Source organism: Burkholderia cenocepacia (assembly GCF_900446215.1).
GTDB lineage: Bacteria > Pseudomonadota > Gammaproteobacteria > Burkholderiales > Burkholderiaceae > Burkholderia > Burkholderia cenocepacia.
This window is the reverse complement of sequence record NZ_UAQZ01000012.1, coordinates 494,790-509,824: the sequence shown is the minus strand read 5'-3', so window position 1 is coordinate 509,824 and position 15,035 is coordinate 494,790. Positions and strand designations below refer to the sequence as shown.

Sequence of the window (15,035 nt, the reverse complement as noted above, 5' to 3'; positions counted from 1 at the left end):
TGATGGAATGATTGCTTTTTTGAAGAAAAAGCAGGCAAGTGAAGTAGCAGAAGAAGCGCAGCGGAACTGGGAAAGCGTCACCATTGAAAATAGTGACGCCATCGTTGTGATCGGCGACAGCCACATGGATGGCTATTTCTCCCTGCGAGACAAATCCGCCATTAGCCTGCTTTCCTCCTTAACGAAATATCAGGTTAAGAATTTCTCCGTCGCCGGAAACGACTGCTTGACGATGATGAAACGAATCATCGATGACGAGCCTTATTTTGACGGGAAGAGATTCAGCGATTTTAACGCGAAATTCGCTGTAGTCATTAGCAGAGACAATGACGAGTGGATGCGAGCAGCTGGCATGCGACACTGGCAATTCGCCATTGAGCGTTTAATTCGCACCGTCCGCTGCTTTGGCATCGAACCCATCCTCGCCACAGAATTTCGCGGCAGTGCGACAGAGTACTCAGCACTTCGATACATCGCGGATAAACATAACGTGATGTTCGTCGACTCCATGACGCACAACCAGCAAATTGGAGAATTGACGCCAAGCCCATTCTTTGGCGCCAACGAAATTCATACCGGCACACGATCCAATGGGATATTGTGGTTCAATATCGCATCCGCACTCAACAGCTTGCCGGCACCGGATCGGTCGTTAAAACTCTACCGGCCCCGCCATCAAACTACGACCTATCAGATCGAAGATCTAATTAATCTCGACAACTTCGACCTGCTGAACAAATGGAAAGAGATATCAATCACTCACAGCCATCTGCACCGATCGAAACAGAGAGATTACGATTGTGTAGATAACATGTCGGTGGGTGACAACTCGAGAAAGACAGACGAGTATTTTCTACTTGAAAGCAAGCAATCCCTTTTGTTCCCCAATGTCGGTCTGGTAGAGGCAACCCTACCCGGTACACCGAGAACATTAGATGAAGTTAAAGTCGAAGTTAGCACTTTCGAGCAAGGCGTCAGAATTTTTGTTCACGACCACCTCGACGCCGGCTCATTCATTTCCAACCAGGAAAAGTATCAATCAGGACGTGGGGTAGTTAACGGTGCATGGAGGGAGATCGGAGTTTCAAATGAACCGATCTATATTTCGAAGAAAGAATTGCCTCGTGCCATGTGCAATGACAGCATTTCTTTGCTTATCGAAAGCCCTTCGCCCTGGAAGTTAATGGATGTCAAAATCTCGTACCGAGGCAGCCTGGGTAAGCCATCTCTCCCGGCCAAACCTGTATTCCGGGAGTTTGGTGGAGAAATGCTGGTGAATCCGGGCCTTGATCTGACTGATGGCTGGTCGATCACGGGGGAAATCGAACGCATCCAGCCGATTGATGCAGTCAATTTGCCCTTGGCCCCGGACGGAACCGATGGTCATTCTGCCTATCGTCTGGATATTGGCACAGCCCTTGGTCAATCAGTCCGATTGCAGCGGCCGGTGGTGGAGCGCCGCTATCGTTTGACGGTATGGGCCCGCTGCTTCCCCCCAGCCTTTGTCGACCCCGATAAAATCGATCCCACCATCGGTGAAAATAGAGAATTTATCGATCGATCGACTTACAAAGGCCCCCCCCCCATCACTTCAGCTACAAATGATCTGAAGATGCTCCGCCTCGAGTATTCATTTGGAAATATTATTCCAAACGGCGGCGGCATATATATGGAAAATTTTGTTCCGCTGATATGGGCTCCGATATCATTTGATTTTGTTTACCCTGCATTCCCCCGTGACAACGCATGTTTCACATTCCGCTGCTCTGCCCCAAGCGGAGAGATTCAAATTTCAAAAATGTCACTTAGAGAAGTACGCTAAATTTCAACGGAAATTGGCTCGTTTCGTGCGTCTGGAAAGATAGTGCAATAGGAATATCGGAGCGGATATCACTTGGGGTACCGCTCCGCCGTTCGCTGATCTTGCTGACATCCGAAGGCGGCCTCGTTGACCATGACGCGCACGAAATGCTGATGCGGCGCCGAACCCACTGCCCGGCGCCGACAAGCTTGGCAAGGTCAATCGATCCGCCACCGGAATGTTGATCAGTTCGGCCGAAGAGCCAAATTTGCATCGACATCGGTGCTTCGGGATTTCGGGTCGAATCCGGCTGCCGCTTCCGCAATCCGGGCCGTGTGGGTGCGTCCCAAACGGGTAGCAAGCACGGCCCTCAGACCGCATGAGTCGGCTGCGCCGGCTACGAGAGAAATCCTGTTCATTGCATAGTTCTCGAGCCCTCGCCAGGATCAAGGTTGCTTCGGGTAATTCCACATCTAGACGAGCCCGATAACCGTATCAAATTTCTTTCGTGATTTTTAGATACACTCGTTTCGACGCAATCAAATGCTCTGCACGTATTTTCGAACGAAAGCGATTATCTCGGCAGCTCAAGGTATTTCAAGCGCCCTTCCCGAAGCTAGCACCGATGACAGATGTGCCCTCCGGTTCTAACAGCGCTCTGAAGAATGGACAGTACAGAAACCGCGAACCTGCAACCGAGATGATCTATACTTTGACATTCGGCATTGGTATGGCCCAAGAGATGGCAATTGATCTTGCACGACGGTCCCGGGAAGATATCGCTTCTGAGATCAGCTCGTAGAGTTCCTGCCGCGCGTTGCCCATCACAATCGGAACTTGACTGATATGAGAAGTAAACGGCAATTCCCGTTGAGTGCGGCACATCCGCTTATCCGGATGATCCGGACGCGATAGAAGCGATGCCCGCGCAAGCCATCATTCGGAAATTTGATGCCCACGGACATGCGATCCTATTGCAGTAACGCTTCGTGAAGAGAACCCACCTCAATGGCCAACAGCGCTATTTTTTCGATCTGCACACCTAGCCACATCGGGCAAGCATCCGTATTTTTCAACAGCCTGAACGATGCAGATCCTCAAAACAGAAGCAACATCGACAGATATTTATTTGTAGTCGGCGCACCCGCTGATTTTTCGCTTGACGAGTCATTCTGCGACAAGATCATTCGTGCAGAAAGCGTAACCCCACCTCAATTTATAGAGAAGCTTTCAACTCAATACACTCCCGCCGAACTCTGCTGGTCACTCAAACCGGTAATGTTTAAGAAAATATTGGAGAAATACGAATCGGCGCTATATTTCGACACTGACATATGGTTTACAGGAAAAATCGCTGGTATTTTTACCGATTTTCGCGATTCGGATATATTGCTCACGCCGCATTACCTCGAACCGTTCAATCACCAAACGCCATTTGGAGTCAAGGCGCTTAGCCTACTCCGTGGCGGCGTTTTTAACGCCGGATTCATCGGAGTTCGGCGAGGCACTCAGGGTATTTCGTTCCTTGATTGGTGGGCGAGTCAGGTAATCAGATACGGTAGAAATGATCCAGATAAGGGGATGTGCGGCGATCAACGCTGGCTCGATCTCGTTCCGGCACTATATCCGAGTTGCAAAATCTCTCGCCACCCAGGCATGAACGTAGGATATTGGAACTTACACGAGCGACATATCGATCTCACTCAAGGGCAACTTACAGCCAACGGGCGCGAGCTTATTTTTATTCATTTTAGTGGATTTGATCTGGAGCGACCGGAATCTTTCTCCACTCACCTCCCCGCATTCAAGGCACAAGAGCCACTGCTGTCAATCGTTTTGGCTTATAATGCTGCCCTCAAGAAATCCTCAGCCCTAGATAAAAACATCTATATTTATAAAAAATGGTGGCATAAGCAGGTCAAATTTTACAGACGAATTCGAGATGCATACAAAAACCCGCGGGATCAGTTCTCTTCCTAAGCCGCGCACGGCAGCGATCCTTGTGACGTACAATAGATGCGACTATTTGAAGCTCGCTATCAATTCGCTCGAAAGTCAAATTAAGCAAGTTGATTCGCTCTATATCGTTAACAACGCCAGCACCGATGGCACTGCAGAGTACCTGGCCAGCAGCGGGTACAACTCCGATCCTCGCTTCAAAATAATAAATTCAACTCGCAATGAAGGTGGGGCGGGAGGATTTCATCGCGGAATGCGACAGGCAATCGAGGATGGTTACGACTGGCTTTGGCTTCTCGACGACGACTGCGTAGCCCATCCAGCCGCTCTTTCCGAGCTAATGAAAATCGCCATCGGTCCGATCAACAATATCGGATTCGTCTGCAGTCATGTGGTTTGGAAGGACGATAGCCCACATGAAATGAATCTTCCAGGGATTCGGCTACATTCATCGGGCCAACCATTCAATAAGCTTCTTGAACACAATGGCCTACTGGTACGCTCTTGCTCGTTCGTTTCGGCTCTCATCTCCAGAGATGCAGTTCTAAAATTCGGCCTCCCATTTAAAGAAATGTTCATTTGGGGCGACGATATAGAATACACCGAGAGAATTACGAATGGGGAAATGCTTGGAATTTACGCATTCAAGAGCGTCGTTACGCACCTGACGGATAAAAACGAGAGCGACGATCTACTTCGCGCCTCGCCCGAGAAATTCAGAAAACACTATTACGGGATAAGAAATAATCTTTTCAGAAAGAGAATTTCAAAAGGATGGCGACCGTACCTGCTAGATCTCGCTGAAAGTATTTTTATTTATAATGCGAAAATAGCATCCGAACGCAGCAACTCGAGATTGTCTGCCATTTCAACAAACACGCGCGCATCTTTGGCGAGCTTGTTCTTTCGACCATCTGTCGAATATCCCGATCAAGCACGACGCCCCAATCGCAAAGAAAACAGTTCGTCGTGCTAGTTCCTGCCCTGTAAACTTCCAAATTTACAGGGCGACTGGAATGATGGGTTACGCGAGCGGGTCGACTACAAAAGGCGACATCGGAACTCCCGATTTAACCGCGGACAGATACTGCTCCGCGACATCAAGCGCCTCTCCAATCGTTACGTGCATATCCAGGTAGCGATAGGTGCCCAATCTCCCGACGAAGGTCGTATTTTCTTCCTTTCGCGCCAACGCGACATAGCGATTCAGTAACTCCTTATCGTCGACCAGGCGGACAGGATAATAAGGGACGTCGTCCGGACCGCAAGTCCGACTGTGCTCCTTATAAATCACCGTCTTTTCATGCTCCTCCCACGGAGAAAAATGCTTGTGCTCGGAGATACGCGTCCAGGGCACATTTTCTTCGCAGTAGTTGATTACAGCATTTCCCTGGTAGTCCCCTTCGTGCCGCTCGGTAACAAAATCGAGCGTTCGATAGCCCAGGCGACCGTATTCGAAGCCGTACCATGCGTCCAACGGGCCGCTGTAAAATACGTGATCGTAGCTCTCAAGAGTATCTTTTTCAACTTTCGTACCGAGATGCACCTTGATGCTTGGGTGATCAATCATCTTCTCGACGATGTACGTATACCCGTGCTTCGGCATCCCTTGAAATTTGCTTGCGTAATAATTGTCGTCGTAATTGAAACGAATCGGCAATCTTTTCAGAATGCTCGCAGGCAGAACTGAAGGATGCAAGCCCCACTGTTTCGTCGTGTAGCCCTTGAAGAATGCTCCGTAGAGCTCTTTCCCGACAAACCTGAGCGCCTGCTCCTCAAAAGTTTGAGGATCTTCGATAGTTTTATCACCGAGCTCGGCGACAAATTCCTTCGCCTCGTCCGGAGAGAAAGTCTTATTGAAGAAATTATTAATCGTGAAGAGATTAATCGGCAACGAATACACCTTGCCACCGGTTATCGCCTTTACCCGATTTGTGAACGGCATAAATTCATCGAATTGCCGGACATAGTTCCAGACTTTTTCGTTACTGGTATGGAAAATGTGGGGCCCATAAACATGGAGCATCACCCCGGTTTCCGGATCCCGTTCCGAATGGCAATTACCCGCAAGATGATCACGGCTTTCAAATATATCAACGGTCATGCCTGCCAAAGCCAACTCACGAGCGATGACCGCACCAGAAAATCCAGCACCAATAACGCAAATTTTTTTCACGTCAACGTAAGCGGCCAGCCAACCCGTCTTGAGTTTGGCCGAGGCGCTTGGGAGTATCGTGTCCACTTAACGAATAAGCGGACACGTGAACACTATCGAATCGGAATCACTCCCGGAGCGTCGTCGTCGGCAACGCTATAGTGAGGAGTTCAAGGCGCAGGTGGTAGCGGCCTGCCAGGGAATCGGCGTATCGGTTGCGGCGGTCGCTCTGGAACACAGGCTCAACGCGAATCTGCTGCGGCGCTGGATCGATCAGGCGGAAGGCCGACTTCCCAAGAGACCGCTGGGCCGTCCGCCGGCCACGCCACCGTCGCTGCCAGCCTTTGTGCCGGTGGCATTGGGAGCGCCGAGTCCGCATTCGCCGGAGATCCGCATTGAGATTCGCCGAGGAGATCAGTCGATCACGGTGAGTTGGCCGGTATCCGAGGCAACCCAGTGTGCCGTCTGGCTGCGCGAGTGGCTGCGGTGATTCGTGTCGACGAGATCTGGCTGGCGGTCGATCCACTGGACATGCGGGCCGGTTTCGACACGGCCCTGGCACGTGTGGTCAAGGTGTTCGGCGCCGCGCACCCACACCATGCCTATCTGTTCGCCAATCGGCGCGCCACCCGCATGAAGGTCCTGATTCACGACGGGATCGGCATCTGGCTGGCCGCGCGACGCCTGAATCAAGGGCAGTTCGCGTGGCCGCACATCGGCAGCGAACCGAAGCAGCGTGTCTTGACGCACGAACAACTGGCCGGCCTGGTGCTGGGCTTGCCCTGGCAACGCATCGGCGAGGATGGCGTGATCCGTGTCGTCTAAATCCGGCGGGGAGGTAAACAGTCACGCTTCCTCCGTCGGCAGGGTTCTGGCAGACTGACCCGCATGAACCCCGCCGACCTCGACGCACTCAACCCGGAACAGTTGCGCGCCCTTGCCGCGCAACTGATTGCCGAGGTCAAGGAGAAGGAGCGGGAAGCGAGTGAACGAGACAGGGAGCTACGCTTCCGGCAGACCCGTATCGATCAACTCACCCATGAGGTCTCGATCCTCAAGCGCCAGCAGTTCGGCCGGCGCAGCGAACAGCTCAACAGCGAGCAGATGAACCTGCTCGACGAGGCCATCGATGGCGACTTGGTTGCCATCGAGATGGAACTCGAGCAACTCGAGCCGACGCGAGCTGAACGGCAACGCGAGCAACCGAAACGGGCACTGCTGCCGCCGCAACTGCCACGCACCGACGTCCATCACGAACCGGACAGCACAACGTGCCAGTGCGGTTGCGAACGCATACGGATCGGCGAGGACGTGAGCGAGAAGCTGGACTACACGCCGGGCGTGTTTACGGTGGAACGGCACATCCGCGGCAAGTGGGTGTGCAAGGCGTGCGAGACGCTGATCCAGGCGCCGGTTCCACCGCATGTGATCGACAAGGGCATGCCCACCGCCGGGTTGCTCGCGCAGGTACTGGTCGCTAAGTACGGCGACCACTTGCCCCTGTATCGCCAGGAACAGATCTTTGGTCGTGCGGGACTGGCCATCCCGAGATCCACGCTGGGTGCCTGGGTGGGCCGGTGTGGCGTGCAGTTGCAGCCGTTGGTCGACGCACTCGGCCAGGCCATCCGGCAACAGGCGGTGTTGCACGCCGACGAGACGCCGGTGCAAATGCTCAGTCCCGGCAAGGGTAAAACGCACCGGGCATACCTGTGGGCGTATACGTCGACTCAGTTCAGCGAACTGCGCGCGGTGGTCTACGACTTCGCCGAGAGCCGCGCCGGTGCGCACGCTCGCACGTTCCTGAAGGGCTGGCACGGCAAGCTGGTATGCGACGACTACAGCGGGTACAAAGCCTCGTTCCAGCACGGCATCACCGAGATCGGATGCGCGGCCCATGCCCGACGCAAGTTCTTTGAATTGCACGCCAACCACAGCAGCCAGGTTGCGGGGCAGGCCCTGCCGTTCTTTACCGCGCTCTACGACATCGAACGCGAAGCCGCAGCACTGGATGCCGACGAACGGCAGCGGCTTAGACAGCGTCGGGCCAAGCCGGTGTGCGACGCCCTCTATGAATGGCTGATGGCGCAGCGCAAACTCGTTGTGGAGGGCTCGGCGATTGCGAAGGCGCTGGACTACAGCCTGAAACGATGGGATGCACTCACGCGCTATCTCGATGACGGGAATGTGCCGATCGACAACAACTGGGTCGAAAACCAGATCCGTCCGTGGGCAGTCGGGCGGTCCAATTGGTTGTTCGCCGGATCACTGCGTGCGGGTCAGCGCGCGGCCGCCATCATGAGCTTGATCCGCTCGGCACAACTGAACGGGCTCGAGCCTCTCGCCTATCTGAAGGACGTGCTGACGCGCTTGCCGACCCACAAGGCCAACGACATCGACGCGCTGCTGCCGCATCGCTGGCAGCCACTCTCGGCCGCCGCCTAAACTCGCTCGTCAAGATGGGTTGGCTGGCCGCTTACACGTCAACAACCTCAATATTCTGAAATAATATTCAAATGACTCAAACATTTCACCCAGCCTCTATCTAGACTGGAAACGCAAAAATTATGAATACAATTTCTTGTTGATCAGATAAAGTGAATTTTCCGTAACCCTGGATTGAACCTTTCCGACAAATTCGTTCCGAATCGGAAGAATACTGATAAGCAACCGCATGAGAGGCGTACGGAATATCTTGCCTTTACGAAGATAGGCATCCAATGCCTCAAATGGTATTTTATTCCCTTTTGCCTCACCCGAAATACGCAGCCTCTCAAGAATATCTGCCTTGGCAATCCCCGCGCGCAAGAGATCCGTGTAATGCCTCAACCCATCAGGATCGGCTGCTCTGCGCAGAAGTACCCAATAGACGGCGTGGATAAAATCAGCGTCGTGAAGCTTCAACAGATTTCGCAAATCACTTTCGTCGTATGCCGACTTCACCACCGGGATAAGCTCCCGCCTACCGGACAGGTACTCGATTTCCGTGAAGAAATGTGGATCCAGGTTAAGAAACTCGGTGAACTTCACGCTTAATGACGGAGTAGTCAGCGACGTCACCTTATTTTCAACAGGCGCCATCTCGGGCATCGCAATCTCGGTACCCTTTGGCTTTGATTCGTTCGCAGTAACCGCAGCCAGGATTTCAGAAAGCGAGGGACTCGTAATTACGCGAATGATCGGCAACACGAATTTCTGATAATAGTCATTCAAATCCGGATGAAGACTCAGCTCATCTGGATTGCACCCATTCGAAACAGCCTCATCAATCGTTTCCTTGGCGCTCGCGTAAAAACTAAGAAGCGCCTCACCCTTCAATCGATTCGAATGAAAGACGAAATCGAAGAATTGGTGAATGTAGTAGAAATTCGAAAATTTCTCGAACAACCCCATCCGCAGGAGTTCATCCTTGATTTTTCCGTAATTTACAAAATGCGCTTTTTCCTTTCCGTTAGCCGCGCTGGACGATCCAGCAGCAAACACTCGATAGTTGTAGAAAGGACGATCAACCAAGATCACTTCGTCAGCACTGGCGTAGGTAACGAACTTCCAGACCACATCCTGGAATGCCGCGCCACTGGTCTCAAGCATCTTTATCTGATGCTCATCCAGAAAGCTCTTTTTGTAGATGGCCGACCAGATCGACGACTCATAGATCATCAATTCGAGTGACTCGACCGGCTTCACCGAATTTTCGCCTGGTCGAACGACGTGCCGGAAATTATGAGGCGCGGGCGGCTTACCATCGTGATGCTTTGCGAAACTCCCTTTCACGATATTGGCATCGGATTCCTTTGCCTTCTCGTAAAGAGTCTCGAGCATATCCGGCTCAACCCAATCGTCGGTTTCGACAATCGCGATGTATTCGCCACGCGCCTGCATCAAGCCCGCATTTACAGCCGCACCATATCCCCGATTTGGTTGATGAATTGGCTTAACCCGGAAATCTTCCGACGCAAACCTATCCATGATTTCACCGCAACGATCAGGACTTCCGTCGTCGACCGGGATAATTTCGATATTTCTAAGAGTCTGATTGGTAACACTCGAAATGCATTGCTCGAAATATTTCTCGACCTTGAAAGTCGGCATCACCACCGAGATCAAAGGTCGCACATCGGCAATTTGCTCGACATACTTTCCAAAGGAAAGTTTTTTCGACAAATTGTCAAAGACGGCGCGACTTTCTTGCCAGATACTTTCGAGCTGACCGCTGTTCACCGCCAGGTCTTCAATGAACGTAGCAACGCTCTTGATAGAATCAGCCTGATGATAAGGAGCGGAAACCGGAACGCCGGTACTTGCATGTTTCGTGCAGATAAACGGGACGCCAAATGAAAATGCTTCAATGCATTTGATTTTGATTCCGGAAATCAGGGTGTCAGGATTGACAAATACGTTGCAATCCCGATAAAAATCCACAAGGTTATCCACTCGACCGACAATTTCGACTTCCGGCGGCAGAGTTTCGTTTTTTAACGCGGCGTAAATCGATCCCGCGATCTTAAATTTAATTGGAAGCGAGAAATCGATTTTTGAGATCAGATCCAGTACCGCGACAACGTTAGGCGCGTGACTGGACCCGATATAACCGACCACTAGTTTTTTGTCGATTGGACGCAGGTCCAGGTAGCGCTTCGGCGGCAGGTAATAGACGGTATCAACCTTCTTTCCCTCTTGCACGAGTTCACTGAAAAAGTCTGCTTCTTCAGGCTGCAGTGCAACGACATAGTCGGCGCGATTCAAGGCTACAGCTTCCGACTCACGGGTAACCGAGAAATCGAGATTAGTTACACCCCGATCCGAGAGCTTTTTGTTTCTATTAGTGAAAACGTCGTGAGTACAGAGAATTTTTTTAGTCTTTTCTTTCAGCCCCAGAAATGCACGAGACAGGAAAATATAGTTAACGACGCAAATATCAAAATCGAACTCAGCATCGAGCTGCTCGACAAACGACGGCAGTTCCTCACCGGCCCAATCGTCGATACCGTTCGAATAATCTGCCGTGGCGTCGGCCGGCCTTTTCCAAAGCTCGACTGACTGGGCTTTCAGGCAATAGACATGATGCCAATAGTGGTTACCTGGCCGATAGCTCGCGTCGTTATACGTAAGCGCGTGCACAATGTAGCCCAAATCATACAATGCGCGAGAGAATTCACTAAAAATAAGGCTTGCAGCATCCGGGCCGAAAAACGGCATGATGATCAATGCGTGTCGTGCCTTCTTTGCCGCCACGTGCGGAATCGGCGGATAAATGTAACTGCCAGCCATCAAAATCCCCTGTTGAGAAATTAGAGCGATTCGTAAATTTTAATTGCTTCATCAACCGTATCGCAAACCTCGAGTACGCCCTTATTCAGTACTGCGGCATGGTCACAATGGTTGCGAATTAGATCGGTTTGGTGCGCGACGATGATCATGGCTCTATCGGCACGCTTTTCAAATAATTCGACATTACATTTCTGATGGAATCGATGATCGCCGACAGACATACCCTCGTCAATCAGGAAGCAATCGAACTCAATCGACATTGAAATAGCAAATGCCAAACGGGAAGCCATACCGGACGAATATGACTTGACCGGCTCGTTGAGATATCCGCCAAGCTCGGCAAAATCCTCAACCATATTGAGGGTTTTTCGGTAATCTACATTGTAGACACGCGAAATCAGACGTATGTTGTCCTTCCCCGTCAGACTTCCCTGGAATGTCCCACCGAAAGCTAAAGGCCATGAAACGGACATGGTCTTGACGATCTCACCCGAATGCGGCCGGTCCGATCCGCTGATGATTCGGATTAGCGTTGACTTGCCGGCGCCATTGCGACCAAGGATCCCCCATTTTTCTCCGGACTGAACGCGAAAATTGATACCTTTCAGCACTTCGCGCTCCGCCCTCCCATGATGTATAGGATAACGTTTATAGACGTTCCGCAATTCGATCATGGAGCACTCCTAGTGCAACTGCACGCGCCGGATGGCAACATGAGCTATCGACAAAGCGAATAGCGTAAAAATTGACAACACGAAACACGTATATTCGAGGTTATACATCGTAGGCATCCGCGCCCCATAATATCCGTGATGGAAATATTCAACCGCGTCAACCAGCGGAAAATAAATCATCATCTCGCCGATGTGAGGCGGCAGAAGATATGTCGGCACGAAAACCCCGGTAAACGGCAACATCAAATACAAGATTACGTGGGACACTCTTTCGACACTTTCACTCAGCTCCGACAGCGCCGCCATGGTTATCACAAAGCAAAATGAAAACCACATTACCAGAAAATACCCGACCAGCATCGCCAGCAAATCCGCCGGAAGATGGCAAATCCCTATTACGACCAGCACCGCATACAAAACAAGAAACGATGCCGTCGCGCCCGCAAACTCCAGAATGATGCGCGCGTAGAGAATATCCATCGGCCGGATAGGATTGTGATGCAGCAACGCCCGATTGTATTCAATGGCCTTCAATAATCGGGCCGCGGTATTTCGCCAAAACAATATTGTTGGATAGCTAACCGCAAGATACTCGGCAACCGAGTACCCCGTCATCTTCTCGGTGTGGCTAAAAATCAACATGACGCCAACGACAAACATTGCCGGCTCGGCCATCATCCACAATACACCAATCCCCTCCCGCCCGAAACGAGTGATCATTTCACGCATGACCAGCGCCCAAATTACCCGGCACTGAATGCGTAATTGGGTCAGAAATGCAGGCGAACGGGAATTAGCGGTCATAATGCTCTTTTACCCCACCAATCACGATGGTCAACACGCCCCAAAACACTAGCCCAAGCAAGAAGGTCGCAAGAATATTGCGGCCACGGCGCGGGGACATCGCATAATCCGGCAGACTGGGGGCCGCAATTCGCTCCAGATAGAGTTGCTTTCTCTCGGCTTCAGTTCTGGCCTGCTCCAACGAACTGATGGCGCTGGCGAGGATTTTATCAGCAAACTCTTTTTCCAATGTCAGTCGTTGAAATTCCGCAGCCTTGCTCGCGAGGGAATTTCCAGACTCACTGGCGACATGCTGACTAACCTGATCGATGGCCTTTTGCAGCAGAATCGCTCGTTCCCGCAAATTGGGAAGCCCAGGGTTTGCAGGCGACAACCGCTCCATTTCGGCAATTTGTACACGCGTCGTGATCAATTGATCTTGCAACTTGCCGACTTGCTGCAACGGAATCGAAGACTGACGTTCCGGATCGATCACTCCAGCCGTATTTCGATATTTCGCCAGTGCAAGCGCTGCGACACGATCATTTTCTTTGGCAATGTCGACATCTCGTTGAGCCGAGCTGATCAGGTCGAGGCGGGCGCGCTCATTCATTTGATTGACGACTTGCTCGCTCAAATCCAGCAGGCGCTTGTTTATGTTCCACGCGAGTTTCGCATCGAAGGCGTGAGTGTTGAGCGTAACGATTGAAGCGGTTGCGTCAACCTGTACGTCAACAATTTTCTCCGTGTAGTAGCGATAAAACTCTTCGAGGCTATCGCTCCAGCTGAAGCCGGCAAAGCGATTGAAAGGATCGATCGGGCCGTGCTGGAACGCCGACTTGATGTTCTGCTCCTTGTTCAACAGCATCATCGCGTCGCGAGACAGGATGTAATTCTGCACGGTATACGAATCATCCGCCGATCGGGAGAAGCCCCCGACACCTTTCAGCAACCCGCCCAACGTCGGTGAATTAGAGGTTGCCGGGCTGCGAATGAGAAAACTGCTTACGGACGTGTATTCGTCACTCGCAATCAGACCGAAATATACCAATGAAATTCCAGTAGGGATCACGACCGTAAAGAGAAACAACCGATTAATACGCCGCAAAAAATTCATAAACAGTCCGCGATAGATCTTTGATAAATATTTTCTGCTTTTCAGCCAATTTCCGGCAACCTACCACACCTGCTTACTTGAACGTCTGAACGCCGGACACAATCGGATACGCGACAGAGAACACCAGATTCAGTACTTTTTGAAGCTCCGTGATCGGTGCATTCGAGACGTAGAGAAGATCCTTGTTGTTCATCATGAAGCTTTGCGCCACAAAGAAGGAATTCGGATCCTTCAAGTTAACGCGATAAATGACAGGAACCTTTCCGTCAACAGTCGTCCGAACCGGCTCGGTCGGCCAGTTGAGCGCCCGCTGATCCTCCAGCCGGAAAACGAATACACCCTGGACGTCGGCACGAGAATCTTGCAAGCCTCCCGCCCGCGCCATCGCCTGCGCCAGGGTTATGCCCTGACCCTCAAAGTTGATTTCCGCGTTCTTGCCGGTTGCCCCAAAGGCCGTGAGACTGTAAGGCTCGTAGAGCGCAGTCACGACATCCCCGGCGCGGAGATGCACGTTCTGGCGGGGATTGCGGATGATCGACTGCAAGGGCTCCGACGCCACCGCCTGACCGCGCGTGACCTGGATCAACACCTTGTCGACAGGTTGCTTGGCGCCGCCCGCAGATGCAAGCGCATCAAGGACCCGCTCCCGTCGCGCGCTGAGCTGCATACGGGTACTGCTGACCACATCCCCCACAACCGTGACATAGGATGTTTCGTTGCGAGCCAGTTGAACCAGAACTTGAGGGTCGTGCGCAATCGGTTTCAGACGACCGGCGATATAGGCCTGCAATTCGCTCGGCGAACGACCTCGCGCCTTAACCGCTCCGACGAACGGTATGTTGATGTTCCCATCACCATCGATGACCTGAACCGGCAGCTTGGTCACGCGCGCACCGGTCGGCACGCTCCCGGTGGCCATGTCAGCCGTGCTGCCCCCGAACAGGGTCGCCGGCGGCGCCTCCCAGATCGACACCTCAACGACGTCACCCACGCCAAGTTGCTGCTGAAATGACGTATCGTCACCCAATACCGACGCAAAATCTGCGTTGCTACGTTCAGCGTAGAGCCGGCGAGCGACTTGCTCCGTCAAGTCAACGATCTGGATTCCCTGAGGACTATTCTGCGCACCGGCATCGCTGATCTGCGAGCGGCTCGGCCCCGAAGTCGGGATACTCGAACAGGCGCTTAGTCCTATCACACCACCGGCAATAAGCGTCGCCCACGCACTGCGATATACACTAGACATATTTTTGGAGGTCCGTTCTCGTCATTCAAATA

General features: G+C 52.1%; 12 protein-coding genes. 6 read left to right on the top strand and 6 right to left on the bottom strand.

Annotation, left to right across the window (positions count from 1 at the left end; all coding sequences use genetic code 11):
- Nucleotides 1-7: 7 nt before the first annotated feature.
- The 3 genes from DTA15_RS38310 (at nucleotide 8) to DTA15_RS19715 (ending at nucleotide 4,736) form a co-directional block, all read left to right on the top strand.
- Nucleotides 8-1,822, top strand: coding sequence for an SGNH/GDSL hydrolase family protein (locus DTA15_RS38310; protein ID WP_006484908.1), 1,815 nt, complete (start codon nucleotides 8-10; stop codon nucleotides 1,820-1,822).
- Nucleotides 1,823-2,809: 987 nt separating this feature from the next.
- Nucleotides 2,810-3,781 (top strand): fucosyltransferase, encoded by a 972-nt coding sequence (locus DTA15_RS38305; protein ID WP_012492940.1) that lies wholly within the window; start codon nucleotides 2,810-2,812, stop codon nucleotides 3,779-3,781.
- Complete coding sequence (locus DTA15_RS19715; RefSeq protein ID WP_077176182.1) at nucleotides 3,744-4,736, top strand: glycosyltransferase family 2 protein; 993 nt, start codon at nucleotides 3,744-3,746, stop codon at nucleotides 4,734-4,736. The genes DTA15_RS38305 and DTA15_RS19715 overlap by 38 nt, the downstream gene beginning before the upstream one ends.
- Nucleotides 4,737-4,784: 48 nt before the next feature.
- Here the strand turns inward: DTA15_RS19715 and glf are convergent, their stop codons facing one another.
- Nucleotides 4,785-5,936 (bottom strand): UDP-galactopyranose mutase, encoded by a 1,152-nt coding sequence (glf, locus tag DTA15_RS19710; RefSeq protein ID WP_006484978.1) that lies wholly within the window; start codon nucleotides 5,934-5,936, stop codon nucleotides 4,785-4,787.
- An 85-nt stretch (nucleotides 5,937-6,021) separates the two neighbouring features.
- Here glf and tnpA point away from each other — a divergent pair, with 85 nt between their 5' ends.
- From tnpA to DTA15_RS19695, 3 genes are all read left to right on the top strand, one after another.
- Nucleotides 6,022-6,405, top strand: a complete 384-nt coding sequence (gene tnpA / locus DTA15_RS19705; protein WP_012492467.1) for an IS66-like element accessory protein TnpA — start codon at nucleotides 6,022-6,024, stop codon at nucleotides 6,403-6,405.
- Nucleotides 6,402-6,740 carry an IS66 family insertion sequence element accessory protein TnpB gene (tnpB, locus tag DTA15_RS19700; RefSeq protein WP_006481817.1) on the top strand — a complete coding sequence of 113 codons (339 nt, stop codon included), beginning with the start codon at nucleotides 6,402-6,404 and terminating at the stop codon, nucleotides 6,738-6,740. The genes tnpA and tnpB overlap by 4 nt, the downstream gene beginning before the upstream one ends.
- A 63-nt stretch (nucleotides 6,741-6,803) precedes the next feature.
- Complete coding sequence (locus DTA15_RS19695) at nucleotides 6,804-8,357, top strand: IS66-like element ISBcen19 family transposase (RefSeq protein ID WP_006484960.1); 1,554 nt, start codon at nucleotides 6,804-6,806, stop codon at nucleotides 8,355-8,357.
- A gap of 120 nt (nucleotides 8,358-8,477) precedes the next feature.
- Here the strand turns inward: DTA15_RS19695 and DTA15_RS19690 are convergent, their stop codons facing one another.
- The 5 genes from DTA15_RS19690 to DTA15_RS19670 all read right to left on the bottom strand — a co-directional run bounded on the left by DTA15_RS19690 (nucleotide 8,478) and on the right by DTA15_RS19670 (nucleotide 15,003).
- The gene (locus tag DTA15_RS19690; protein ID WP_006484938.1) at nucleotides 8,478-11,183 is read right to left on the bottom strand and encodes a glycosyltransferase; all 2,706 of its coding nucleotides are present in this window, start codon (nucleotides 11,181-11,183) and stop codon (nucleotides 8,478-8,480) included.
- Between the two features lie 20 nt (nucleotides 11,184-11,203).
- On the bottom strand, nucleotides 11,204-11,857 hold the full coding sequence (locus DTA15_RS19685; protein ID WP_006484936.1) for an ABC transporter ATP-binding protein: 654 nt from the start codon (nucleotides 11,855-11,857) through the stop codon (nucleotides 11,204-11,206).
- A gap of 9 nt (nucleotides 11,858-11,866) precedes the next feature.
- The gene (locus tag DTA15_RS19680; protein ID WP_006484915.1) at nucleotides 11,867-12,661 is read right to left on the bottom strand and encodes an ABC transporter permease; all 795 of its coding nucleotides are present in this window, start codon (nucleotides 12,659-12,661) and stop codon (nucleotides 11,867-11,869) included.
- Nucleotides 12,651-13,757 (bottom strand): KpsE/RkpR family capsule polysaccharide export protein, encoded by a 1,107-nt coding sequence (locus DTA15_RS19675; protein WP_006484976.1) that lies wholly within the window; start codon nucleotides 13,755-13,757, stop codon nucleotides 12,651-12,653. The genes DTA15_RS19680 and DTA15_RS19675 overlap by 11 nt, the downstream gene beginning before the upstream one ends.
- Before the next feature lie 73 nt (nucleotides 13,758-13,830).
- Nucleotides 13,831-15,003 carry a polysaccharide biosynthesis/export family protein gene (locus tag DTA15_RS19670; RefSeq protein ID WP_006484977.1) on the bottom strand — a complete coding sequence of 391 codons (1,173 nt, stop codon included), beginning with the start codon at nucleotides 15,001-15,003 and terminating at the stop codon, nucleotides 13,831-13,833.
- Between the last annotated feature and the right edge of the window lie 32 nt (nucleotides 15,004-15,035).

What these genes read in the sequence shown, in the direction of transcription:
- DTA15_RS19690 (WP_006484938.1), bottom strand. Translation starts at nt 11,183, where the DNA reads ATGGCTGGCAGTTACATTTATCCGCCGATTCCGCACGTGGCGGCAAAG.
- DTA15_RS19680 (WP_006484915.1), bottom strand. Translation starts at nt 12,661, where the DNA reads ATGACCGCTAATTCCCGTTCGCCTGCATTTCTGACCCAATTACGCATT.
- DTA15_RS19695 (WP_006484960.1), top strand. Translation starts at nt 6,804, where the DNA reads ATGAACCCCGCCGACCTCGACGCACTCAACCCGGAACAGTTGCGCGCC.
- DTA15_RS19685 (WP_006484936.1), bottom strand. Translation starts at nt 11,857, where the DNA reads ATGATCGAATTGCGGAACGTCTATAAACGTTATCCTATACATCATGGG.
- DTA15_RS19675 (WP_006484976.1), bottom strand. Translation starts at nt 13,757, where the DNA reads ATGAATTTTTTGCGGCGTATTAATCGGTTGTTTCTCTTTACGGTCGTG.
- DTA15_RS38310 (WP_006484908.1), top strand. Translation starts at nt 8, where the DNA reads ATGATTGCTTTTTTGAAGAAAAAGCAGGCAAGTGAAGTAGCAGAAGAA.
- DTA15_RS38305 (WP_012492940.1), top strand. Translation starts at nt 2,810, where the DNA reads ATGGCCAACAGCGCTATTTTTTCGATCTGCACACCTAGCCACATCGGG.
- DTA15_RS19670 (WP_006484977.1), bottom strand. Translation starts at nt 15,003, where the DNA reads ATGTCTAGTGTATATCGCAGTGCGTGGGCGACGCTTATTGCCGGTGGT.
- DTA15_RS19715 (WP_077176182.1), top strand. Translation starts at nt 3,744, where the DNA reads ATGCATACAAAAACCCGCGGGATCAGTTCTCTTCCTAAGCCGCGCACG.